Genomic DNA, 24,214 nt, shown 5'->3' with positions numbered 1-24,214 from the left:
CAGATCATCCCCCTCAAATACGCCGCTCAACGTTTTGCCAGTAATGGGCACGCAGATCTTTTTTCAGTACTTTGCCGACCGGGCTGCGTGGCAATGCAGCAATGAAATCCACGGTTTTCGGCGACTTGACCGATCCGAGCCGGCTCTTGCACAGCTCGATCAACTCCTCAGCAGTGACGGTATGCCCGGCGCTCAACTCGACCACGGCCTTCACGCCCTCGCCCCATTGCTCATCTGGCACACCGATGACGGCGCAGTCCTGCACCGCCGGATGGCTCCACAGCACTTGCTCGACTTCACTCGGGTAAACGTTGAATCCGCCGGAGATGATCATGTCTTTCTTGCGGTCGGTAATGTGCAGGTAGCCGTGCGCATCGAAATGGCCGATGTCGCCGGTGTGCAGCCAGCCATCGACGATGGTTTCTGCGGTTCTCTGCGGATCCTTGTAGTAACCCTTCATCACCAGATCGCCGCGCACACAGATTTCACCGGTTTGGCCCTGGCCGAGAATGTCTCCGGCGTCGCTGAGAATTTCCACCCGAACCAGCGGATTAGGACGGCCTACCGATGACAAACGCTCGTCCGTTGCAAGACGTCCACCGTGCAAATGCTCGGCGGGCGGCAGGTTGGAAATCGAGGCCGGCGCTTCCGTCTGACCGTAACCGCCGGCCATCACCGGGCCAAAGGTCTCGATGGCTTGCTTGAGTTTGTCCACCGACATCGGTGCCGCGCCGTACAGGAAATACTTCAACGAGCTGAAATCGACCTTCTGCGCCAGATCCGGAACATCCAGCAGTCGATAGATAACCGTCGGCGGTAGAAAGGTCTCGGTGACCTTGTATTTCGGAATCATTGCCAGCATCAGTGCAGGATCCGGCTTAGTAATGATCACCACGGTGCCTCCGCGCGAGGTGCAGGGCAGGGACAGCGTGCCGGCGGTATGCGTCATCGGCGCCGCCGCCAGGTTGACCGGCGGATGCTCATCGGCATATGGGAAATTGATCATAAAGTGCGCGCAGAACGTTTGGATGCTGCGATGAGTGTTCATCACCCCTTTCGGCAGCCCCGTGGTGCCGCCGGTTGGCGAGAGCGCCACGACATCATCGAGTTGATACTCGACCTTCGGTGCCGTGGCCGGCTGATCCGCGATCCAGGACTTGAGCGACGGCGCCCCGGGCAAGTGCTCGTCGATGCAGATCCACAACCGGATTTTTGGCAGGCTCGAACGCAACGCGTCGATGATCGGCGCGAACTCTCGTTGAAAAAACAGCACCTCGCAGTCGAAGGCATCGAGCACGTGACGGTTCTCTTCGGCGCTGTTGCGTGCGCCGACGGGAATCCAGCACAGGTTGGCGCGCCAGAGCCCCAGGGTGCAGGTCCAGGCCACCGCATCGTTGGCCGACCAGACGGCGCCCTTGGTGCCGCCGGGCAGGCCGGCGGCTAACAGCGCGTTGGCGATCCGGCTAGACAGGTTGCGGACTTCGGTGAAGGTGAACACCCGATCGTCCTGGATGTACGCCGCGCCGTGCGGATTGATCCGCCAGCCACGGTCGAAGAAATCAATAATCGCCATGTTAGTCACTTCACAGTGGAGTAACGGTTGCGCGGGCCAGGCCACGCTGTTCAAGGAAGCCCAGCAGGTAGCGATGACCGAAGGCTTTCGAGGCCGAGGCGAAACCGGTTCTGGCGGTGTCGTTATTCAACAGTTTGACCACGGCTGCGGCGTGCAAGGCCCCGGTGGCGATGTAAGGCGTGATGCCATGCACGGTGGCACGCACGGCCGTCAGTTGGCCACGACCGATTGCGAAGTCAACGGTGCGTTGCAGAGTGCTGCGTTCACGCGGTGGCATGCTCGGGGTGGTCGATTGCACGAGGCTCTGGATCACCGCGTCCTGCTGTTCTTTGGGCAGGTGCTTGTATTCGGCTTCCCACTTCTCACCCAGGCCGTGGACCATTTTCATCACCGGGTTGTCGTAGAAGCCGACACAGGACATGCAACTGCGTACCCGGCCATCCTCTTCGTAAAATACCGGTAGTGAAGTGCCGCCCCAAGGCAGGCAGAACACGGCTTCCAGCAGATCAGGACAAACCACGTTGAAGCTTGTGTTCGGCGCATAAGGCACCAGTTCCTTCTCCCACAGGTAGGCCCCGGGGTAACGGACGCCCTCGAAAATGGTCGCCGTTGAACCGACCGTCACCCCAGCGGCACCGGTACGGGGGCCGCGGGTCAGGGTCGCGGTTTCCAGCGAATCGACGCCCGGTGTTTCCAGGGCCAATTCGGCGGCGATCTCGGCGTAGGTGTACATGTACGCCAGCGATGGCGACAGCAGCAGCCCGGCCTGGCGATACAGCTCGCCGAACTGATCACGCAAGGCTCGAATGTGCGCTTGCTCTCCGGCTGGATCCAGATAATGGCAGCCAGCTTTCAAGGCCGCTTCTACGGCAGTCAGGCCAAAATTGATGAACGGGCCGACCGTGTTGCACACCACGCGCGCACCTTTGAAAACCGAGACCAGCGCGTCGACCTCGTGGGCGCATTCAATGATTTCGTAAGTGGCCGACTCCAGGCCGACGACGCGTTGCGCCATCATTTCCTGAGCACGGGCGGCGTTGCGAGCGACGGCGGTGAACGGGATGTGCTGGTCGATCAACCAGTCCATGATCAGCATGCCGGTGTAACCACTGGCGCCATAGACAACGACAGGATATTTGGCCATCGGGATTTACCTCATTTGTTATTGTTGGATGAGTGATGTCGGGTGCATTCAGAATCAGTTGTTAGCCCAGCCTTCGGCGTACAGCTGCTGGGCGAGCAGCCCCAGGCGCATGCTCAGGACCCGGTTTTCGCCGTCCTCGATCAATGACGACTGGGTGTCACGCAAGAGTTTTTCGATCGGGTATTCACGGGTGGTGCCATTGCCACCGAACAGGCGGAAAGCTTCCTGCACAACGGCCATCGCCTCTTCGGTCACCGTGACTTTGGCGGAGGCGGTGGCGTACGGATGGGTTTGCGGCGACAGGCGCGCGAAGCTCAGCGAACGTCGGGCGACCGCACGGGCCGTTTCGACCCGACGCAACATGTCACCCAGGCGCAGACGGGTCATCTGGTGGTCGATCAATGGGTGCCCGCCCTGGCGGCGCTCATGGCAGTACTGCAGGGCCATTTCGAAGGCGGCTCGTGCGACACCGGTAAACACCTGGCCCATGTGGGTGCCAGCGAACGACCAGGAAGAACTGACGGCGCCGTAGTAGTTGTCGCGCTCGGCGATAGCAAAGCGCCGAGGCACGCGTACGCTGTCGAAGTAGATTTCGCCTTGAGGCAAGGATCGCTGCCCGATTTTGTCCAGCGGCTTGCCTTTGGACACGCCCTTCAGGTCGAGCGGAATAATCAGCGCAATCCCGTGCGGCCGGCCGTTCTCATCGTAAAAACCGTCACCGTAATCGGCGCAGATCAAGCCCAGTGCCACCTGGGCAATGACGCCGTTGGAGACCCACGCCGAGCTCTGGCCGTTGAGGATGACTTCATCGCCAACCACTTTGGCGGTCAGGTTGCCGATATTGCCGAGCTTGCCCGCTGGCCAGTCTCGCGCCATGTCGAAGATCTGGTTGTCGCTGCCACGGTCGGGTTGGGTGGCCATCCAGCAGCCGATCCGGCCCTGGCAGAGTTCGACCAGCTCGGCATTGCCGGCGGCAACGGCCATTTGCAGAGGGAAACCGGCGCAGCCCAAAGAGATCGCCAGCCCGGCGTCGCCCCAGCCGAGTTCTTCACCGATCAGCGATTCGATTCGCACCGCCATGTCCGGTGGCAACTGCGCCAACAGCGCCGGGTCGAGGCCGAGCTTGGCGAACTCGGCAAACAGCGAGTAGTAAGGCGAGCCAGGGGCAACCACCTCTTCGGCGGTCATGCGATCCAGCTCGCGACCCAATGGTCGCAACACTTCTTTGGCGAAGCGGTGCACGGAGGCCTGAATTGCAGCCTCCTCTTCCGTCAGCGGGGTTTCGAAACCGGTGAGTCCGGCGGCTGGCAGGGTGAGTGTCGACTTGAGCGAGATCATCAAAGTACCTCCATCGAGAGTGGCAGCCGCTGCGCGTGCAACATGCTGCGTCTTGTTATTTGTCATCGACTCTAACAAGCAAAATTAATTAACGCAACATTCGTTATGTTTATTATTTTGCACCTATAGAAACTCATTCAGGCACGGAAATTCGGCCGGAAATCAGCAGTTCGTTTGAGAAAAAATTGCGCCGACGTGTCGGGAAACGAGCATGGCGTTCGACTCCCGACATACCGCCGGTATCAGTGCCGAGAAACGACGCCTCTACGGGAAAAGACGATCGGCGAGCCATCCCCGTTCAGCAGTGTCGCCGTGAGCGAAACCCCGTCGCCGCTGGATTGTTCATGGAAACTTTGGCCACCGTCGTCGCTGCGCACGATCAAACCGTCCAGACCTACGGCGATGACTGTTTGCCCGGAAACATCGACGGCGGTGACCGAGCTCTTGCTTTGCAGCGGCACGCGCTGCCAGCGTGCGCCATCGGCGGAGCCGTGCAGCAACGTGCCGCGTTGCCCGCCCACCAGCAGCGAGCCGTCGCCCAGCACCGCACCCGTCCACAGCGTGCCGCTGTAACCGGTATCCACATAGCGCCAGTGCTTGCCCTGATCGTCTGAGCGCAATAACTGGCCGCGTTCGGCGGTGGCATACAAGCACCCTTCCCCATCGGCAAACAGCCCCATTAGGTTTAGGTCGGCCCGCTTCGAACCCGGCGGAGCTTCGAGTCGCTGCTCGGTCCAGTGCTTGCCGCCGTCATCGGTGGTCAGCACCAGCGACCACAGCCCCACCGCCACCCCTTGCTGCGGATTGAAAAAGTGCACGGCAAACAGTGGCCGATCTTCTGCACTGGAAAGGCGCTGCACCTGCCAGGTATCGCCGCCGTCAGTAGTGGCCAGAATCGCCCCCCAGTGACCAACGGCCCAACCCTGACGGGCATCGACGAAGGACACCCCCGTCAGAGGGGTGGCCAACGGCACGGATGTCGCTTGACGGAAATGCCCACCGTGATCATCCGACAACAGCACCACGCCGTGATCGCCGACGGCAACGGTTCGCTCCCCGGCCCGGGCAGCGCTCAACAGCGTCGCGGCCGTGGCGCTGGCCGTCACGGTCGCCGGAACCGCCGACAAGGATGACGCCTGCAACAGCGTCGGCAACATCAGAACCAGTAAAGGCATCAGGTTTCGCATGGCTGTCTCCTCAATGCACCAGTGAGCCGATCAAGCGCACTGGGCGCCGCCGCGGGAATGTCCGCTCCAGCCATACGGCAAAGGCCGGGAGAACGGTCATGGCCATGATCATGTTGACCAGAAACATGAAGGCCAACAGTTTGCCCATGTCTGCCTGGAACTTCAGATCGGAAAACGCCCAGGTGGCGACGCCCACCGCCAGGGTGATGGCGGTAAAAATCGTGGCGACGCCGACCTCCAGCAACGCGTGCTCGACAGCTTTGGTGATCGGCTGGCCGAGGGCCTGATGCAGCTGCAAACGGTTATAGATGTAGAACGCGTAATCCACGCCGATGCCGACCGCCAGCACCATGACCGGCAAGGTGGCAATGGTCAGGCCGATCTGCAGCTCCTTCATGAACCAGTAGCCGATGAAGGTGCCCAGGGTCAGCGGCAGGCAGCAGACCAGCACGGCGCGCCAATCGCGGTAGACGACAAACACCAGCAGCGCGATAGCGCCGTAGACGTAAAGCATCATCGGCAACTCGCTGCGTTCCACTTCTTCGTTGATCGCCGCGATCACGCCGGCGTTACCGGACGCCAGACGTACACTCACGCCGGACTGAGTGAACTGGCTGCGCAAAGCCTTGGCCGCGGTGATCACCCGGTGAATGGTGGTTGCCTTGTGATCGGCGAGAAACAAATGCACCGCGGTCATACTGCAATCAGGCCGCATCATGCCGGGCACGCGAGCCACCTCGGCGGCCATCGACGAGTAGTTGGTCGGGTCGATGGGCACCGCGTTCATTTTCGGGTTGCCCTCGTTATAGCCCTCGTTGAACTGGCGCAGGCTGTTGGAAAACGAAGTCACCGAGACCACACCAGGCACCCCTTGCATGGCCCAGACGAAGCGGTCCTGATACTGGCCGAGTGCAACGTTCTCGCAGTCGTTCGCCCCGCCCTCGACCTTGACCTCGAACACCACACTGAGCCAGTCCAGACCGATGTCGTAATGGCTGGCGATCGACAGCGCATCCCGATTGAAGCGCGCATCCTCGCGCAGTTCCGGGGCGCCGGCCTGCAAGGAACCGACCACTCGATCATGGCTTTGCCAGGCGGCCGTGACAAAGATCAGCATCGCCATGCACAGCACCCAGCGCACGTTGTGCCATTCGCTCAAACGCGCGAGACCGTGCAACCAACGAGCGCGGCGCTGGCGAGAAACTTCCTCGGCCGCAGCGTAACCGTCCTGCACGCTGAGCATCGAGGCCACCACCGGCAGCATCACCAGATTGGTGACGATCTTGAACGCGACCCCCAGTGACGCGGTGATTGCCAGTTCCCGTACCATGGGGATCGGGATCAACAGTAACGTCACGAACGATACGAATGCAGTGACCAACGCCAGCGTGCCGGGAATCAGCAACGCACTGAAACTGGCCCGCGCCGCACCCTCCACCGATTTGCCGCAGGCGATCTCGCGAATGATGAAGTTGATCTGCTGCACGCCATGGGATACCCCTATGGCAAATACCAGAAACGGTACCAGCACCGCCAACGGATCGAGGCCATAGCCGAGCAGACGCAAAGCGCCGAACTGCCAGATCAGCGAAACCAGCGAGCAACCCACCGCCAGCAAGGTGAAACGCAGCGAATGGCAGTACCAGAACACCGCAGCCGCTGTCAGCAACAAGGCCAGCAGACAGAACTCGAAAACCGCCGAAGCGCCCACGGCAATGTCTCCGATCTGCTTGGCGAAGCCGATGATCTGGATCTCGAAATCCATGTCCTCGAACTGACTGCGAATCTGCTGCTCCAGGACCTGGTTGTAAGCCACATAGTCCAGGCGCTGGCCGTTAGTATCGAACTCGTTGAGGTCGACCGTGATCATCGCGCTGCTTTGGTCACGAGCCACCAGCGTTCCGATAAAACCACCCTGCGCCGTCGAGTTGGCGATCATGGCTATGCTCGTCTCATCGAGACTTTCCGGCGTTACCGTCCCTGGTACCAGCGGGTCGGCACGGAAGCCCTCTTCGGTGATTTCATTGACGAAGGCGTTGGGCGTCCACAACGAACGCACGCTGCTGCGCGACACGTTGGGCAGAAAGATCAGCGCCTGGGTGACGTCATACAGACGCTTGAGCCCTGCCTGGCTCCAGATCGTCCCTTGGCGAGCCTTGACCACCACCGTCAACCGATTCGCGCCGAGCAAGTCATTGCGATAGGTCTCAAAGGTCTCGATGTATTCATGGCCGATGGGCAACTGCTTTTCAAACCCGGCTTCCATGCGCAACTGCACGGCAAACCAAGCCATGCCCAAGGTGAATAGCGCCAGGCTCGCCAACGTCAGCATGCGGTGCGAGAACAGCCATTGTTCGATGCGCGGCAGGACGCCGCGCACAGGGTTTTGCTTGAGGTTCAGGGAACTGTTCACGGCGCGCCTCACAGGGTTCGGGAAACCACAAGGCCAACGTAATCGCGATCACGCAGCAGTTGATCGTAAGGGGTCTTGCCGCCCATGAACTTTGCGTAGTTGGCCGAGATTTGCCAGCTCGCCGGATTGCGCACGAAGTTGAGGTAGAGGTTCATGCTGCTGGCGTCTTCGGTGAAGGTGGCCGACAGGTTCGGGGTGCGTCCGTTGATCGAGCGCGAGTAGAACACTCCCGGCGTGACCTGCCAGCCAGGAATGAGCGTGTTGTCATAGGTCAGGCTCAAATCGAGGCTGATGCCAGAGGAGGTTTTGTTACCCTTGGCGCTCGGCGCGATGGCCGGGTCCAGTTGCCAGGTATTAAGGCCGGCGGCGATGGGTTCTCCGGCGTAGTCGTTATGCAGGCCCGGGTATTTCACGACCACCAGTTCGCTCAACAAGGTACCGGTGCTGGCACCGGTGAATTCGAGCAAGGTCGGCGAGTTGGACGGCGTCATGCTGTAGATGCCGGTCAGGTGCCATTGCAGTTTCTTTGCGTCTTTCCAGCATTTGCCACCGTTGGCGGCGCAGGCGTCGATGACCGGGTTGAGCGGTACCGCATCCTTGGGACGATAGGACAACTCGGTGCCCAGTGCCCAGTCGCCGACCGGCATATTGGCGCTGATGCCGTACATCATGCGGTCTTCCGGATATTCCCAGGTCGGCGCCGCGGCGAAGGTTTGCGGATCCACCTGCACGCTCAGTGACGGCAGTTTGTCGTGATAACGCATCACGTACAGACCCAGGTTGAGATCGGTGTTGTCAGGCTGCCAGCGCAGCGACACGCCCCATTGGCCGCTGTTGCGCGCCTCTTTTTCATCGTACCCGTAGGTACCCCTGCCCTCACCCAGCGCGTGGGTGGTGGACCAATAGCTCCCTACCGGGGGCAATTCACTTTTGTTCCAATTGAACTGCCAATACGCCTCGATATTCACCCCGGCACCAAGCCCCGACGCCAGGCTCAACATCGGGGCCGGCAGCAAGGCTTCCTTGAGCTGGGTACCGGGACGCGACAATGCCATGACATCGTAAGCGTTGGTGTTGTTGATGCCGCCAGCAGCGAACAGACTCTCGCCCCAGTTGATCACCTGATTACCCAGGCGAGCGCGAACACGTTGGTCACCGACATCGAAACTCTTGCTCACCCACAGATCCAGCAGACGCGCCTTGAACTCCAGATCGTCTCGGGCGCCACTGGTGAGGCCGTCGCTACCGACACCTTCAGGCCGGTTAGCCGATAGCGCACCGCTGGTGTCGGTCGCGGCAAAGTCCCGAATCCAGCTACCGCGCGCCATGAACGTGTAGTCTTCGGGAAACTTCAGCACCAGTTCATGGATGCCTTTTATGTAGTTGGTGAACAGGTCGCCCCGGTCGTAGTTCAAGTCGCCCTGGTCACCAACACCTGCGCTGGGCGCCAGACAGCCGCTGGGTGGATTGTGCCCGCCGGGGCCGCTGGTGATAAGGTTGCAGCCGCGCGATTCGGTGCGCAGTCCCATGCCCACGGCGATGGTGGAGTCGAAAGAGCCGCGAATGTTTTCGGTTTCAAAGGTGAACGCCATGGCAAATGGGGTTGCACACGCGATGACAAGACCTGAGGTTCTACTGATTATTTTTTTCATGTCTGTTCCCGAAAGCCGCTATCAGCGTTCGCTGTTGGCGCGCAGGTTGTCGGAGGTGTAGAAGTCGCGTTTCAGGCGCGGATTGCTCGCCCCGTCGGTCAGCCAGCGATGGTCGTTCTTGCCGGTGCCAATGGAGGTCATGTCGTACAGGTAGCGACCGTCAACCAGGTTGTATTGCGCCTGGGCTTCCATGTCGCAGGTGCCGGTCTCGTACACCGGGATCGTGTAACCCTCGCGGACCTTCCAGATTTGCCCCTGCTTGTCGTAGTCCACCGCCATCAGCGCGTTCCAGCTGTCTTCGTCGATGTAGAACAGACGCTTCGGTGCCTGATGGCGCATGCCTTGGCGGACGGTCGCTTCGACCACCCACACGCGGTGCAGCTCATAGCGACGCGATTCGGGAGCGATGAAGTCGCGCTTGGCCACCTCCTCGATCTTCGCCGAGTTGTCGTAGGCCCCGAATGAGTTGTAGGGCACAAGCATTTCCTGCTTGCCCAGCAGCTTCCAGTCGAAGCGGTCCATGGGGCCGAAGAACACGTTGGATTCATCGATGGTGTATTGATTGTCCAGGCCGATTTGCGGTGCGTCGTAGGAATACGCCGGCATGCGCCGCACGCGGCGCTGGCCCGGGAAGTAATAGAACGTGGTGGCTTGCTCGCCGGCCTTGGTCGTGACCACCCCGGCTTGTCCGGCCAGTGCGGCGGGGTCGGTGTAGCTAAAGTAAGTGGCGACTTCCAGACGATCGAATGACGAGAACAGCGCGCTGCCCTTCACGCCCCATGGTGTGTACATGAACCAGTCGGTGGAGGTTCGCAGCCAATCTTCACTGCCCTTGCGTGGCGAAATTCCGGAAACGGTTTTCGACATATCGAAGCCAACGCCGCGATAGCGCATTTTCATGTTCCACATCACCTCGGCACCCGAGGCTGGAAATGGAAACGGGATGCCCGGCACGTAGGCTTCCTGCAACGCCAGACCGTCGCCGTCGAGCTTGGCGAAACCGACGTTCTTCTTAGTGTTCTGCGCGACGAAATCCGGCACGCCACAGCTGCGTCGTGTCGGGTACACGTCCATCCGGTAGCCGGGAATCTTCTTGAACATTTCCACCTGGCCCGGTGAAAGCTTGCTGGCGTATTTCGCGACGTTGCTCGAGTCGATGCTGAACAGCGGCTTGTCATCCTTGAACGTCCATTGCTGGCCGCGCACCTGACCGTGGCTCCAACTGCCACCTTGAGGACCGGGCGCTGTCCACGCGGGAATCACCCCGTCGGCGCTGGCCGCCGCCTCGCCTCCCAGCGGAGTCAGCTTGGTGCCGAGTAATGCTGGATCCTTGTCTGCTGCCTGTGCTGTACAGAAAAACGCCGAGGCCGCGAGGGCCGCGACCAGATGCCGGATTACGACGCCGGGAGAAAAATTGTTATGGGGGCGCTCAATCACTGTGTTCATGGGAGGGATCCTCGTGGGCCTTGATCAGCAACGGGGTCGCCTAGATGGTGGCAACCCGTTGCCTGCGCTAACCTAATCAACTGACTTGATCAATTGACCAAGTCATGTAATCAAAGCAAGCCCGGTGCCAAGATTCGCAAGGCAGAAATTAGTCGTTTCTTATCAATCGATTGCGCGGTCGCCGTGAACACAGCGCGATAAAACTGCCGGAGGATGTTTCCGTTTGTTTCGCCGAAACGCACCCATTCGGGAAATAACGAAACAGTTGTTACCATTATTGGTGCAGCCGTTTCATGCCCCCTTTCCATTCATGACGTCTGGCGATTTATTGTTGTAGGATCCGCAAGCGTCGACATCGTCCTTGTCGTTGTGGGGCGCCAGGAATAAAGGAGAATGCTGAACTATGGCCAGAATGGGCGCTGAATTACGCCGGCAGGATTTCGTCGAAGCAACGATCAGAGTGATCGCCGAGCATGGCGTAGCCAATGCCACGACCCGCCGTATTGCGGCGCAAGCCGGCTGTCCGTTGGCTTCGTTGCATTACGTGTTCCATACCAAGAACGACCTGTTTTATGCCGTCTACGAATCGCTGTTCAGCCTCCCACCGCAAGCGCTGGAACAGGTACCGGCCGGGGCCACTGCTGCGGCGACGGCAGCCGAAGTTCTGCGGCAATTGATCACCTGGTTCATCAATCACCCGGATGCGGCCAGGGCGCAGACCGAGTTGTTCTTCTGGGCAATGCGCAATGACCCGCAAATGGCCAGCAAGATTTACTCGGTGGCCATTGAAGCCACCGAGCAGGCGCTGCAGCGTGCCATGGGAACTGAGTTGAGCGAAGCGTTTTTAAAGGCGACCAGCCGCTTACTGATCCAACTGGTAGACGGGCTGACCATTGCCTGGTCGGCCCACGGTGATCTGGATCGATTGCGAGCCGAAACCGAGACTGCTTGCACTGCGTTGGCCTTGTTGGTGGCCAGTCACTGAGTCGATCCTTGCCCAGGCGCCGTATGGGGATCAGATCGCGCCAGGCTTTTTACAGTTCATGACATTCGAACGGTGCGCAACGCCGATCCCGTGATGAACAAAAACTGTCTCAGATGAAGTCATTTGCTCTATTTCGGTGGTTTTCGTTGCAGTAATGAGCTTTTCCTGCACAATTCGGCGGATTGAAATTCGATTCGAGACCGACTGATGACCCTGACTCCTCAAGACGAACGACTCATCAAGGCGCTGGCCTTGGCCATCGTTGATCGCCCTCGGGCGACACTCAAGGAACTGGCTGAAGCGGCTGGCGTCAGCAAGGCTACGCTGCATCGCTTTTGCGGCACCCGTGACAACCTGGTGCAGATGATGGAAAGCCACGGTGAGACGGTGCTGAACCAGATCACCACCACCACCGACCTGTTGCACGGCGAGCCGGTACAGGCGTTGCGCAGTTTGATCAACGAGCATCTCGCGCATCGGGAAATGCTGGTTTTCCTGCTCTTTCAGTACCGCCCCGACACGTTTGCGGTCAATGGTGAGGGCGACCGCTGGCAGACTTATGCTGATGCCCTCGATGCTTTTTTTCTGCGTGGCCAGCAACTGGGCGCGTTTCGCATCGATGTCACCGCCGCGGTTTTCACGGAGCTGTTCCTGACCATGATTTTCGGCATGGTTGATGCCGAGCGCCGTGGGCGCGCGGCCAGTGCCAACTCGGCCAATGTGCTGGAACAGATGTTCCTGCATGGCGCGGCCGGCGCAGCGAGTGCGTTGTAAGCCTTACTCGGTTTTCCTGGAAAAAAAAGCCCCGAGACCTTTCGGTCTGCGGGGCAAAGGCGGTTGGATGCGCCAACCAAAGGAGCTCTTGTCAGGCGTTATCTAACGGTTGTCGGCGTGGACCAACCTCCGCCCAGCGAACGGAACAGATCGACCAGAGCAATCTGGCGTTGCGTGCTGACCTCGATAAACGTTGTTTCATTGACGAAACTGGTGCGCTGCGCATCGAGATAACGCAGGTGGCTGTCGATACCGCCTTCATATCGGGCCTTGGCCAGACTCAGGGTTTCAGTGCTGGTATTGGCCAGTGCGCGGCGCGCGGCCTCCTCCCGGCGCAAGGTGTCGGTGGCAGCCAATGCATCGGCGACCTCGCGGAACGCCGTCTGAATCGTGCCTTCGTAGGCCGCCACAGCTGAATCCTTGCGGGCTTCGGCTAGACTCAGCCCGGCACTGTTGCGACCAGCATCGAACAACGGCAGCGAAAGGTTCGGTACGAAACTCCAGGAGCGCGAACCACCGTCGAACAGACCGGACATCTGCGCGCTGGAAGTACCAAAGCTGCCGGTCAGGCTGATACGCGGAAAGAACGCCGCCCGTGCCGCGCCGATATCGGCATTGCGCGCTTGCAGTCGATGCTCGGCCGCAAGAATGTCCGGCCGGCGCTCGATCAGCGTCGACGTGGTGTCCGCAGCGATGTCTTGCACCAGCATCGGCTGCGTCGTCACCCGCTCGGGAATCACCTTGCCCGCGTCCTTTGTGCCCAGCAGCAAAACCAGCGCGTTGAACGCCTGCTGCTTCTCGCGCAGATTGCGTTCCTGTTCGGCCCGCGCCTGTTCCACCAGCCCCAGAGCTTCCTGATAATCCAGCGCTGTCGCCGTGCCGCTGGAGCGGCGCTGACTGATCAGCGCGAACGAGTATTCGCGGCTGCTCAGGGTTTGTTGGGTCAACTCCAGCCGACGCTGGGCGCCGTCGTGAACCAAATAGGCCTGGCTGACTTCGGCGATCAGCGCGATCTGCGCGGCGCGGGCTGCTTCTTCGGTGGCCAGGTATTCCTGCAGCGCAGAGTCACTGAGGCTTTTTACCCGGCCAAACAGATCCAGCTCGTATTCGGGCAGCGACAGACCGACCTGATACTGGCTGGCCACCCCTGCCCGGCCGTCACTGGCCAGGTCCGACGGCAAGCGCTGGCGATTGCCGGACGCGCTTGCGTTCAGCCCGGGAACCCGATCGGCTCGCTGAATGCGGTACTGCGCCCGGGCCTGCTCGATGTCCAAAAGGGTCTGGCGCAACGAGCGGTTGTTAGCCAGCGCAACACCCACCAGACGGCGCAGGTCGGGATCGACGATGAACGACTGCCACGCCAACTGGTTGATCGGAGCGCCCTTTTTCAACGACTCGCCCGCCCAGTTGTCCGCAATCGGTGCGATGGGCCGCTCATAGGTCGGCGCCAACGAGCAACCGGCCAACAACATGGCGATCACCAGCGTAGAAAATCCTGAAATACGCATGTTTCACTCCTGAGCCAAAGCGGGTTGTTCAATGGGAGCCGGTTTACTGCGCAACATCGACAGCACCCACACAAAACAGATCGGTACAAACAACACACCCAGCAGTGTCGCGCTGAGCATGCCGCCGATCACCCCGGTACCGATTGCCCGCTGACTTGCAGCCCCTGCCCCGGTCGCCAGTGCTAGCGGCACCACGCCGAGAATGAAGGCCATGGAGGTCATCACGATTGGCCGGAAGCGCAGCCGTGCGGCCTCGATCGCGGCGTCACGCAGGCTGTAACCTTTCTCCCAGAGTTCCTTGGCGAACTCGACGATCAGAATCGCGTTCTTCGCCGCCAGACCGATGATGGTGATCAAACCGACCTTGAAGTACACGTCGTTAGGCATGCCGGCGACCATCACCGCGAGTACCGCACCGATGGCGCCGATCGGCACAATCAGCATCACGGTCAACGGAATCGCCCAGCTCTCGTACAGCGCCACCAGCAGCAGGAACACCACCAGAATGGCCAGCGCAAACAGTTGCGTGGCCTGACCGCTGGAAACCTTCTCCTGGTAGGACAAACCGGTCCACTCGTAGCTGAAACCGGCCGGCAACTGCGCGGCGATACGCTCCATTTCCGCCATGGCTTCACCGGTGCTGTAGCCCGGCCCGGCATCACCGACGATGCGCACCGACGGATAACCGTTGTAGCGCACTACCTGCACCGGACCTTCCTCCCAATGCGTGGTGACGAAAGCGCTGAGCGGCACCAGATCGCCCGCGCTGTTGTGTACGTACAGTTTGAGCACGCTTTCCGGAGTCATCCGGTCGCCTTGCTCGGCCTGCACCACCACGCGCTGCTGGCGGCCGGCGTTGGTGAAGTCGTTGATCACCTCCGAACCGAAAGCGGCAGACAACGCACTGCTGATCGATTCAAAACTCACCCCCAGGGTGCGCGCCTTGTCACGGTCGATCACCACGCGCAATTGCGGCGACTCCGCCAAGCCTTCCATCATCGCGTAGAGGATTTTCGGGTTGCCGTTGGCTTGACCAAGCACCTGATCACGAGCAGCGAGCAACGCTTCCCGGCCCAGGCCGGCACGATCCTGCAGGCGTAGGGCGAAACCACCAGAGTTGCCCAGACCGTCAATCGGCGGCGGTGGCACAGCCATCACCGCACCGTCGTTGGCCACGGTAAATTGCTCGTTCAGCGCATTGACTTCTGCCATGGCCGATTGATCTTCGCCACGCTCCGACCAGTCCTTGAACACCGGGAATGCCAGCGCTGCGTTATCGCCCATCCCGGAGAAGCTGAAGCCGGACACCAGGAACGTCGACTGAACCGCGTCACGGGTAGCCAGGTAACGCTCCAGTTGTTCGCCAGTCGATTCGGTACGGGTACGGGTCGCGCCCGGCGGCAGCTGGACGTCGACGATCATGTAGCCCTGGTCCTCCACCGGCACAAACGATTCCGGCAGGCGCAGGTAGAAGTAACCGAGCATGGCGATAATGCCCAGGTACACCAACATCATCCGGCCGGAACGCGCCACCAGCCCGTTGTTCAGGACTGAATAGCGATCGGTGAGCTTGGCAAAGCCACGGTTGAAGGCGCCGAAGAAGCCGCGCTTTTCATGGTGCCCTTGTGGAATCGGCTTGAGCAGCGTGGCGCATAGCGCCGGGGTGAACGTCAGCGCGAGGAACCCGGAGAACAGAATCGACACCGCCAGCGATACCGAGAATTGCTGGTAGATCACACCGACCGAGCCGGACATGAATGCCAGCGGCATGAACACCGCCGACAGCACCAGGGTGATACCGATGATCGCGCCTGATACCTGCCCCATCGCTTTCACCGTGGCGTCGACCGGCGACAAGCCCTCCTCGGCCATGATCCGTTCGACGTTCTCCACCACCACAATGGCGTCGTCCACCAGAATGCCGATGGCGAGCACCATGCCGAACATGGTCATCATGTTCACCGAGAAGCCCAGCACGTACATCATCAGCAGCGTGCCCAGCAGACACACCGGTACCACGATCGACGGAATCAAGGTGTAGCGGATGTTCTGGAGGAACAGGAACATCACTAGGAATACCAGGGCCATCGCTTCGATCAGGGTATGAATCACCTTCTCGATCGCGACATCAACGAAACGCGAGGTGTCGTAAGGAACGGAATATTCCACATCATCCGGGAAGTAGGCCGACAGTTCGGCCAGGCGCTGCTTGACCGCAGTTGCGGTCTGGATCGCGTTGGCGCCCGGCGATAACTGGATCGCCGCTGCCACGGCGGGCCTGCCATTCAGGCGCGAGTTGAAGTTGTAACTTTCCTGACCGATTTCCACGCGGGCGACGTCGCCCAGTTTGACCGTCGAACCGTCTTCGTTGGCACGCAGGACAATACGAGAGAATTCTTCCGGATTATCCAGCGTACCTTTCACCGCCAGGGTGGCGGTCAGTTCCTGCTGGCTGCTGGTCGGCGTACTGCCGAAGCTGCCAGCCGGCACTTGCACGTTCTGGCCACGGATGGCCGCGCTGACGTCGTCGATGGATAGCCCATAGCCCACCAGTTTCTGCGGGTCGAGCCAGACGCGCATCGCCGCTTCAGAGGAGAAGAACTGCAGCTTGCCGACGCCCGGAACCCGGCGTAGCTCGTTGTTGATATTGCGCGCGGCGTAGTCGCCCAGTGCGGTGGTGTCACTGTGCTGGGTGCCTTCCTTATAGTTCAGCGCATAGATCAGCAGGAAACCAGCACTGGTCTGCTCCACCTCCAGACCTTGGGTCAGCACGGCTTGCGGCATCCGCGCTTCGGCTTTTTTCAGGCGGTTTTGCACGTCAACCTGAGCGAGCTGCGGATCAGTGCCCGGCTGGAACGTCACCGCAATCTCGGCGATACCGTTGGAGTTGTTGGTCGACTCGAAATACAGCAGGTTCTTCGCACCGTTGAGCGACTCTTCGATCACGCTGGTGACCGAGTCCACCAGCACCTTCGCAGAGGCACCGGGATAGGTCGCCGTCACCTTGATCTGCGGCGGCGCGACGTTGGGGTACTGCGCTACCGGCAGCATCGGAATGACCAGCAGACCGGCCAGAGAAATGAACAGCGCTACCACCCAGGCGAAGTTCGGGCGTTTGATAAAAAACAGAGACATCGGAATATCCTCGCGGCGACGGCGCCCTTACTGGTGCGACTCAGGCAACTGAGCCTGGGCTTGGGGCTGGGCGGGTACGACCTTGGCACCTGGTTGCAAGCCGCTCAGTCCGCTGACTATCACCTGATCGCCAGCCTTCAGGCCTTCACTGATCTGCCAGCGCGAACCCTGCATGGAACCGGTCACCACATTGCGCGCTTCGGCGCGGCCGTCGGCGCCGACGACCATGACCTGCGCGCCGCCATCGCTGCCGCGCTGCACCGAGCGCTGGGGCACGAGAATGGCCTGTTTGTCGGTGCCTTGAGGCGTGCGCACGCGCACGAACATGCCCGGCAGCAACACGCCGTCGCTATTGGCGAACTTGCCGCGTAATGACACCTGCCCGGTGCCGCGATCAACGGCGATATCGGTAAACATCAGTGCGCCCTGACGCTCAAAAGCGGTGCCGTCGACACGAATCGACAACGTTTTACTGTCATCAGCGGAGAGTTTTCCGCCCTTGAGCGATTCGCGCAGGCGCAGCGCGTCGGCGGCCGACTGAGTGAAATCGACATAGACCGGATCAAGCTGTTGAATCCGCGCCATCAACGTCGCGTCCCCCTGACCGACCAACGCACCTTCGGTTACCAGTGCACGGCCGACACGACCGGAAATCGGTGCAGTCACCGAAGCATAACCAAGGTTCAAGCGCGCGCTTTGCAGATCGGCCTGAGCCGAGCGCGTGGCCGCCTGGGCGCTGCGCAGGTCGGCCATGGCACTGTCGAAGTCTTGCTGGCTGACCGCCTCGACCTTCACCAACGGTTCATAGCGCTTGACCCGCGCCTGTGCCTCAAGTGCGACGGCCTGGGTGCGGGCCAATTCACCCTCTGCTCGCGACAAGGCCGCCTTTAGCGGCGCCGGGTCGATCTGGAACAGCAGGTCCCCGGCTTTGACATCCGCGCCCTCTTCAAAACGCTTTTGCATCACGATGCCTGGCACGCGCGCGCGCACCTCGGCGACTCGCATGGGCTCTACCCTGCCCGGCAAATCCGAAGTCAGAGCTAGAGGCTCCGTCTTTACTGCCAGCACCTCTACAGGACGCACCACTTCGGCCACGCCCGCTTGTTCATTCGACGGCCCACACCCGGCCAGCGCAATGGCCGCTGCCAGCGAGCCTGCCATCCCTATCGCACGCAAATTTCCCATCTCTCACCCAAGGCTTGATTGAACTTGGTGCGGATGCTACTTTGCAAACCCTAATGAGTCAACATTGTCTCATATGAGAATATTATGCTTCCTGTATAAACATCGCTAAAGGCGTGGTGATGACACCCAATTCCCATGATGAACAAATGCTCAAGTCGCTGACTATGGCGGTTGTCAATCGCCCCCGGGCGACAATGAAAGAGCTGGCGCAACTGGCGGGCATGAGCAAAGCGACCCTGCACCGCTACTGTGGGACACGGGAAAATCTAGGGCAGAGACTGGAGGAGTACGCCGAACGTACGCTCAATCTGATTATCCGCAGCGCCGGTTTGCAGCATCTGCAGCCCTTGGACGCGCTGCGTCGATTGATCCGCGAGCACTTGGCTCATCGCGAATTGCTTGCCTTTCTTATGGCGCAATACCGCCCAGACTTCCTCGACTTTGAACGGGGTGACACACGCTGGCAGTTTTACCTGGCGGCGCTAGACGAGTTCTTCCTCAGAGGTCAGCAAAGGGGACTGTTTCGCATCGACATTAGCGCAGCAATTTTTACCGAGCTGTTCATCACCCTGGTCTACGGCTTGGTGGATGCCGAACAGCGCGGGCGTGCAGCCAACGCCGAGTCGGCCCGAACGCTGGAGCAAATGTTCCTGCACGGAGCACTTTCTAGTGGCGAGTTCCGCGAGCACGCCTCTGTGCAGGAGCACGCTTCAGTCCTCAAAAATGCGTGAAGGCATCGCTGATGCTGGCAACCGGCGGGTGATTGGCATGATGAACAACATTGTGGTCAGCGGGCCGTGGCTGAACATACAGCGCACCCGAAATCAGCGCGACCACCAGCAAAGCGAACAGAAACCGACGCATCGTATACCTCCATCGTCCAGCCTTGGGCCGAACGCAGGTCTTTTGTTATTGGTTGTTCGAGTGTGGTCTCGGGACAAGGGTGAAAGCTTTGCATATCGCGCCAGAGATTTTGCATATCGTGCCAATACTTCTCAGGCCAAAGGCTGTATTTCATTCGAGAGGCTCAGATGATGTCCACAGTGCGTGGTGTTGCTTTGCTTGGTTTCAAGGCGTTTGCTACCAGTCAGGGGATTGATCCGGTTTCGGCGCTGGCGGAGGTAGACCTGCCCGAAGATCCGCTGAACGCTCAAATATCTGGCGCGCAATTCAATGCGTTGGTCCAGTTATGTGCGTTACGGTCGAGCAATCCCTTGTTCGGCTTACAGTTAGGCTTGCACCAAGGCACACAAAGTCTAGGCACTCTGCCGTACGCCATGCGTAACGCGGCCAATGTGGGCGAGTCGCTGAATCTGCTGACACGCTATTTCCATATACACAGCGACGGCGCACTAGTGCGCCTTGAACGCCGAGGCGGCAGTGCCCTTCTTGTGTACGAAGTCATTGACGGTACGTTGGCCTCAGTACGTCAGACAGTGGAGCTGGCGATGGGAGTTGCCGCATGCTTGCTCCGCGAACTGCTGGGGCACGCCTGGAAACCGAGAGTTCTGATGTTGCGCCACAGTGCTCCAGCCAATCGCATTGCCTACCGCACGCTGCTGGGTGTCCCTCCGCGCTTTGACAGCGCCGTCAATGCCTGGGTTTTCGATGAGTCGTTACTGGCCAGACCTCTCGGAGCTACAGACGTCAGGTGTCAACTATTAGCCCTGCAACAGATCGACGAGTTAGCGCGCGTAACACTGCAAGAACTACCGTCTTATGTGCAAAAAAGGCTACGCAATGAGCTTGCCAATGGTCCGGTCACGCTTCGCGACATGGCCAAGTACATGATGATCAGCCCGCGCACCTTGCAACGCTATCTTCGGGCACAAAACACTCGATTTCAGGAGCTGCTGGACGAAACGCGCCAGACGATGGCCGCACGCTACCTCTGCGACTCATCGATCAGCCTGACACAGGTGGCAGGTATGTTGGGTTATGCCGACCTGAGCACCTTTTCCCGGGCTTTCACGCGCTGGAATGGCGTCAGCCCGCAGAAGTGGAAACAGCGCATGCAACAAACTCTTGGGTAAACATGGCGTCCAATCCATTCATTCGTGCAATCAGTCTGACAGGGTTCGATCAATTTGCCCGGCGTCAGGGTCTGGACCCGAGCCGTATACTGCGACAGGCCCGTGTGCCTACGATGTCGCTGCAGCGCCCGGAAGATATCCTCTCCTTCCAACAATATTGCAGCTTGTTGCAAATGTGCCGGCAGCGTTCGAATAACGCATTGTTCGGCCTGGAATTCGGGCTCCACCAAGGTGTCGACGTCTTCGGTGATATGTTTTTCCTGATCCACAACGCTCGAACCATCGGCGATGCATTGCTCGAACTGCGCGCGAATTTCGGGCTGTACAACGGCGCGGCACAGGTTGATTTGGAGGTTGTCAAAGGCGTCGCGTTGCTGAGTTATCGAACCGATGAGATGTCGATTGTCGGATTGCCTCAAGCAGAAGAACTGGCGTGTGGTGTCGGCTTAAAACTGATGCTCACGTTGGCCGGGGATCGATGGCAACCTGAGGCGGTAATGCTTCGTCATCCGCCCCTTGCCGATGAGTGGGGCTATCGCCAGGCACTGGGTATCACACCAACGTTCTCAGCAGCACATACTGGTCTGCTATTTGACGCATGCGTGCTGACGCAACCACTGGATCGCGCCAGCGAAGCACTACATCAGATTCTCGCTAGACATCTATCAGGTATAGAGCGCTTGTCGACAGACGTGATGCCTGGCTACGTCAGGCAATTGCTGCGTAACTTGTTGCCCAGCGGACGTGCAACGATCGACAAGGTGGCCGATTGCATGGCAGTCACCCCAAGAACCTTGCAGCGCCACTTGGCTCAAGAAAATACGTCTTTTCAGCAGTTGCTGGATGAGACTCGCCAACAACTGGCACGCAATTACCTGCTGGTTCCGACAGTCAGTCTTACACACGTGGCGAATCTGCTGGGTTACGCCGATGTCAGCACTTTTTCGCGGGCGTTTCATCGCTGGTTTGGTATGTCTGCGCTTGAGTGGTGCAGCCAGTCGGGGGTGAGCAGGCAGCCTTTATTGATTACGAGCCGGATGAGAGATCAGCTTTGAGCGGAGCGACCCAGCCCCTGCGTTTGCGGGAAGACGAACCACGTCCAATGGCTCGTCTTGCGGCCCGCGCGCAGCTCGTCCATGACCCGACTGAACACCCGGCGCTGCGCCTCGACGAAACGGGACAGATTGAACGAATCCTGCATGATTCGCTCCTCCTACGATAAGCGCGTCGGTACTCTCAGCTCAGCACACAGTCCGCCGCCTTCGCGATTTCTCAAGGTCAGGGATCCGCCAAGGGCTTGTGCCAGTTGCTGTGCGATAGCCAGGCCCAGGCCCGTGCCGCCGGTGCTGCGGTTGCGCGAATTTTCCACGCGGTAAAATGGCTCAATCACACGGGCCAGCTCCTCTTCGGCAATGCCGGGGCCACGATCCATTACGGTCACCGAGAGGCTGTCGCCCTCCTTCGGCTCGACCCGCAGTTGCGCTGCACCGGCGAATTTGAGCGCGTTATCCGTGAGGTTTACCAGCACTCGGCGCAGCGCATGGGGCCGCGTGTGAATCACTGCGTTGCTTTTGCCGCTGAGCTGCACGTCCTTGCCCATGTCCTGGTAGTCGAACACGAGGCTGTCGAGGAATGAATCAAGATCGGTACGGCGGCTTTCCTCGGTGGCGCCATGCACGCTGCGGGCATAGGCAACGCCTTCACGCACCAGGTGTTCCATCTCGCCGAGGTCATTCCACAATTTGTCTTTGTCGCCGCAGTCGTCCATCAATTCGGCACGCAGCTTCATGCGCGTGATTGGGGTTTGCAGGTCGTGGGAAATCGCCGCCAACAGTTGCATGCGCTCTTTCAGATAGGCCGCAATGCGCGCCTGCATGGCATTGAAGGCGATGGCCGCGTGTGCGACTTCGGTCGGGCCTTGTTCATCCAGATGCACCGGGTGAGTGTTGGGATCAAGGTTTTCCACGGCCTGGGCCAGCCGGGTCAGCGGGCGTATGGCAATACGCACAGCCAGCCACGCGCATAGAATCATCAAGGCCAGTTGGCCCAGCAAAACCACCGGCAGCCACGGCGACAACGGCACCATCGAGGGGCGCACGTCGATGGTCACCGGGCTGCCGTCGGCCAGTTTCAGATGGACCTGGAAATGTTTGATAGGCCCGGGAATGTCTGTCACGGTCATCGGGTAATCCTTGCCGATGGCCTCCTTGATCGAGGTCACTGCAATCGGCGTGTCACGCAGAGCGACGCCTGGCGAGCCTTCGTCGAGCAAATAGCGGTAATTGCGTCGATCCAGTTGTTTCAACCAACTCATGCGTTCCTCGGCGGGCAAGCGGTCAAGGATGGCAATGGACGTCGACACATCGGTTTCCAGGTTACCGAGCATGGTGTTTTTCGCGGTTTCGTAACGCTCGTAATACTGCACGCCGAAGGACAAGGCCTGCGCCAGGGTCAGCCCTACCAGAAAGATCAGCGACAGCCGCGAGATGAGGGTACGAGGCCAATGCAGCGAAGGCTTCATGCCGGTGCTCCAAGCACTTGCACCGGCAGCGAGAAGACATACCCCTCGCTGCGTACGGTTTTGATGTAAGCCGGCTCGCGAGCATCGTCAAGCAGGCGTTGGCGCAGGCGGCTGACCAGCAGATCAATGGAACGGTCGAACAGGTCGGCGTCACGGCCCTGGGTCAGGTTGAGCAACTGGTCGCGATTGAGTACCCGCTGCGGATGGTCGAGGAACACCCGCAGCAGGCGATATTCAGCGCCGCTGAGGGCGACCATGGTGCCGTCTTCATCAAGCAGATGGCGGGCGGAGGTGTCCAGGCGCCAGCGCCCGAACCCCAGCCACCTTCCCGTTTCGGTAACGACCAGGTTGGGCGGCAGCATGCGCGTACGGCGCAGCACAGCGTTGATGCGCGCCAGCAATTCACGGGCGGCGAACGGCTTGACCAGGTAATCGTCAGCGCCCATTTCCAAACCGATGATGCGGTCGGTTTCGTCGTTGCGAGCGGTCAGCATCAGCACCGGCGTGGCCTTGTGTTTGCCGGCGCGAATGTCGCGGCAGAGCACCAGGCCATCGTCGCCGGGCATCATGATGTCAAGCACGATCAGGTCTACCGGCGTGGACTCGAGAAACGAGCGCATCTGGCGGCCATCCGCAACCAAGGTCGTGCGCAGGCCGTTCTTCTTCAGGTAGTTGCCTACCATCTCTCGAATCTCACGGTCATCGTCCACGATGAGGATGTGATCAACGTGTTCCATGGGCCAAGCCTCTGTCAATGGGAATTGCGGCTCAGTCTATAGAGGCTGAGCTCGTTCGCCCGCGGCGGTTTGTATTGCAGTGTATCTGCTGTGGCGAAGGATACATGCAGAGGCAAAAACAACAATTTCCGGGGTTTTGTATGGCTGTGTATCGGGACGGGGTCCTGATACGAACCGATTTATCCGCGCCTGTTTTTGACACAGACGAGATACCTCGCGGGCTTCTAATGAGCCACATCGAGGCCAATCCAAGCGCCTCGGCTCAACTGAACGACCCAACCCTTGAAGCCTTGAGGAAACGACCATGAACACCAATACCCTCTATGCCACTTGCCTGTTTGCCGCCCTGAATATCTGCACCTCCTCGGCCCGCGCCGAAGCCGACGTCACGCCGCAGACCTACACCTACGGCACCCACCTGGACATCCAGAAAGTGGTGGCATTGACACAGGATGCCGGGGCGGCCTGCGGCATTGTCGATGCCCAGCTGACCTACCTGAATTCGCAGGGCAAGACCGAGATCCTGAACTATCGCAAATTTGCCGAGTGCCACAGCGATAACTGAGCCCGGCCCACATTTCAT

General features: G+C 59.9%; 19 protein-coding genes and 1 pseudogene. 6 read left to right on the top strand and 14 right to left on the bottom strand.

What is annotated here, in order from left to right:
- Positions 1-13: 13 nt before the first annotated feature.
- From N2A98_RS12825 to N2A98_RS12795, 7 genes are all read right to left on the bottom strand, one after another.
- Positions 14-1,573, bottom strand: a complete 1,560-nt coding sequence (locus tag N2A98_RS12825; protein WP_044273819.1) for an AMP-binding protein — start codon at positions 1,571-1,573, stop codon at positions 14-16.
- Positions 1,574-1,583: 10 nt separating this feature from the next.
- Positions 1,584-2,717 (bottom strand): DUF5938 domain-containing protein, encoded by a 1,134-nt coding sequence (locus tag N2A98_RS12820; protein WP_044273818.1) that lies wholly within the window; start codon positions 2,715-2,717, stop codon positions 1,584-1,586.
- A 54-nt stretch (positions 2,718-2,771) separates the two neighbouring features.
- Positions 2,772-4,055: an acyl-CoA dehydrogenase family protein gene (locus N2A98_RS12815; RefSeq protein WP_275623555.1), complete on the bottom strand. Its 1,284-nt coding sequence runs from the start codon at positions 4,053-4,055 to the stop codon at positions 2,772-2,774.
- 242 nt (positions 4,056-4,297) lie between these two features.
- The gene (locus N2A98_RS12810; protein WP_044273816.1) at positions 4,298-5,242 is read right to left on the bottom strand and encodes a YCF48-related protein; all 945 of its coding nucleotides are present in this window, start codon (positions 5,240-5,242) and stop codon (positions 4,298-4,300) included.
- A gap of 10 nt (positions 5,243-5,252) precedes the next feature.
- Positions 5,253-7,655 carry an efflux RND transporter permease subunit gene (locus tag N2A98_RS12805; RefSeq protein WP_044273815.1) on the bottom strand — a complete coding sequence of 801 codons (2,403 nt, stop codon included), beginning with the start codon at positions 7,653-7,655 and terminating at the stop codon, positions 5,253-5,255.
- A gap of 8 nt (positions 7,656-7,663) precedes the next feature.
- Positions 7,664-9,247, bottom strand: coding sequence for a DUF1302 domain-containing protein (locus tag N2A98_RS12800; protein ID WP_080751083.1), 1,584 nt, complete (start codon positions 9,245-9,247; stop codon positions 7,664-7,666).
- Between the two features lie 81 nt (positions 9,248-9,328).
- A complete protein-coding gene (locus tag N2A98_RS12795) occupies positions 9,329-10,753 on the bottom strand; it encodes a DUF1329 domain-containing protein (protein WP_044273812.1) in 1,425 nt (474 codons plus the stop codon).
- A 403-nt stretch (positions 10,754-11,156) separates the two neighbouring features.
- Between N2A98_RS12795 and N2A98_RS12790 the strand changes: the two genes are divergently transcribed.
- On the top strand, positions 11,157-11,738 hold the full coding sequence (locus N2A98_RS12790; RefSeq protein ID WP_199520597.1) for a TetR/AcrR family transcriptional regulator: 582 nt from the start codon (positions 11,157-11,159) through the stop codon (positions 11,736-11,738).
- Positions 11,739-11,945: 207 nt separating this feature from the next.
- On the top strand, positions 11,946-12,512 hold the full coding sequence (locus tag N2A98_RS12785; RefSeq protein ID WP_044273809.1) for a helix-turn-helix domain-containing protein: 567 nt from the start codon (positions 11,946-11,948) through the stop codon (positions 12,510-12,512).
- A gap of 98 nt (positions 12,513-12,610) precedes the next feature.
- Here N2A98_RS12785 and N2A98_RS12780 read toward each other — a convergent pair whose 3' ends face one another.
- Genes N2A98_RS12780 through N2A98_RS12770 form a run of 3 tightly spaced genes read right to left on the bottom strand, consistent with a single transcriptional unit; the run spans position 12,611 to position 18,340 of the window.
- Positions 12,611-14,020, bottom strand: coding sequence for an efflux transporter outer membrane subunit (locus N2A98_RS12780; RefSeq protein WP_275623554.1), 1,410 nt, complete (start codon positions 14,018-14,020; stop codon positions 12,611-12,613).
- Positions 14,021-14,023: 3 nt separating this feature from the next.
- Complete coding sequence (locus tag N2A98_RS12775) at positions 14,024-17,155, bottom strand: efflux RND transporter permease subunit (protein ID WP_044273807.1); 3,132 nt, start codon at positions 17,153-17,155, stop codon at positions 14,024-14,026.
- A gap of 27 nt (positions 17,156-17,182) precedes the next feature.
- Complete coding sequence (locus N2A98_RS12770) at positions 17,183-18,340, bottom strand: MexC family multidrug efflux RND transporter periplasmic adaptor subunit (protein ID WP_047710859.1); 1,158 nt, start codon at positions 18,338-18,340, stop codon at positions 17,183-17,185.
- Between the two features lie 119 nt (positions 18,341-18,459).
- On the opposite strand from N2A98_RS12770, the gene N2A98_RS12765 reads away from it, so the two are divergent.
- Positions 18,460-19,071 (top strand): helix-turn-helix domain-containing protein, encoded by a 612-nt coding sequence (locus tag N2A98_RS12765; RefSeq protein ID WP_044273804.1) that lies wholly within the window; start codon positions 18,460-18,462, stop codon positions 19,069-19,071.
- On the opposite strand, the gene N2A98_RS12760 is transcribed toward N2A98_RS12765, so the two are convergent.
- Positions 19,058-19,204: a hypothetical protein gene (locus tag N2A98_RS12760; RefSeq protein WP_169918921.1), complete on the bottom strand. Its 147-nt coding sequence runs from the start codon at positions 19,202-19,204 to the stop codon at positions 19,058-19,060. The two genes, N2A98_RS12765 and N2A98_RS12760, sit on opposite strands and share 14 nt — an antisense overlap.
- A gap of 167 nt (positions 19,205-19,371) precedes the next feature.
- Here N2A98_RS12760 and N2A98_RS12755 point away from each other — a divergent pair, with 167 nt between their 5' ends.
- A complete protein-coding gene (locus N2A98_RS12755; RefSeq protein ID WP_044273803.1) occupies positions 19,372-20,373 on the top strand; it encodes an AraC family transcriptional regulator in 1,002 nt (333 codons plus the stop codon).
- Between the two features lie 2 nt (positions 20,374-20,375).
- Positions 20,376-21,428, top strand: a complete 1,053-nt coding sequence (locus tag N2A98_RS12750; RefSeq protein WP_345774698.1) for an AraC family transcriptional regulator ligand-binding domain-containing protein — start codon at positions 20,376-20,378, stop codon at positions 21,426-21,428.
- Positions 21,429-21,430: 2 nt separating this feature from the next.
- Here the strand turns inward: N2A98_RS12750 and N2A98_RS12745 are convergent.
- The 3 genes and pseudogenes from N2A98_RS12745 to N2A98_RS12735 all read right to left on the bottom strand — a co-directional run.
- Positions 21,431-21,574: pseudogene (locus N2A98_RS12745) on the bottom strand (DUF1810 family protein); the annotation flags it as partial.
- 12 nt (positions 21,575-21,586) lie between these two features.
- A complete protein-coding gene (locus tag N2A98_RS12740; RefSeq protein ID WP_044273800.1) occupies positions 21,587-22,894 on the bottom strand; it encodes a HAMP domain-containing sensor histidine kinase in 1,308 nt (435 codons plus the stop codon).
- Positions 22,891-23,631: a response regulator gene (locus N2A98_RS12735; protein WP_275623552.1), complete on the bottom strand. Its 741-nt coding sequence runs from the start codon at positions 23,629-23,631 to the stop codon at positions 22,891-22,893. The genes N2A98_RS12740 and N2A98_RS12735 overlap by 4 nt, the downstream gene beginning before the upstream one ends.
- Before the next feature lie 304 nt (positions 23,632-23,935).
- Between N2A98_RS12735 and N2A98_RS12730 the strand changes: the two genes are divergently transcribed.
- Positions 23,936-24,196: a DUF2790 domain-containing protein gene (locus N2A98_RS12730; RefSeq protein WP_275623551.1), complete on the top strand. Its 261-nt coding sequence runs from the start codon at positions 23,936-23,938 to the stop codon at positions 24,194-24,196.
- Positions 24,197-24,214: the final 18 nt, after the last annotated feature.

Origin of the sequence: Pseudomonas sp. FJ2-5-13 (genome assembly GCF_029201605.1) — a bacterium.
GTDB lineage: Bacteria > Pseudomonadota > Gammaproteobacteria > Pseudomonadales > Pseudomonadaceae > Aquipseudomonas > Aquipseudomonas lactis.
The sequence above is the reverse complement of the archived record's forward strand: the minus strand, read 5'-3'. Positions and strand labels throughout refer to the sequence as shown.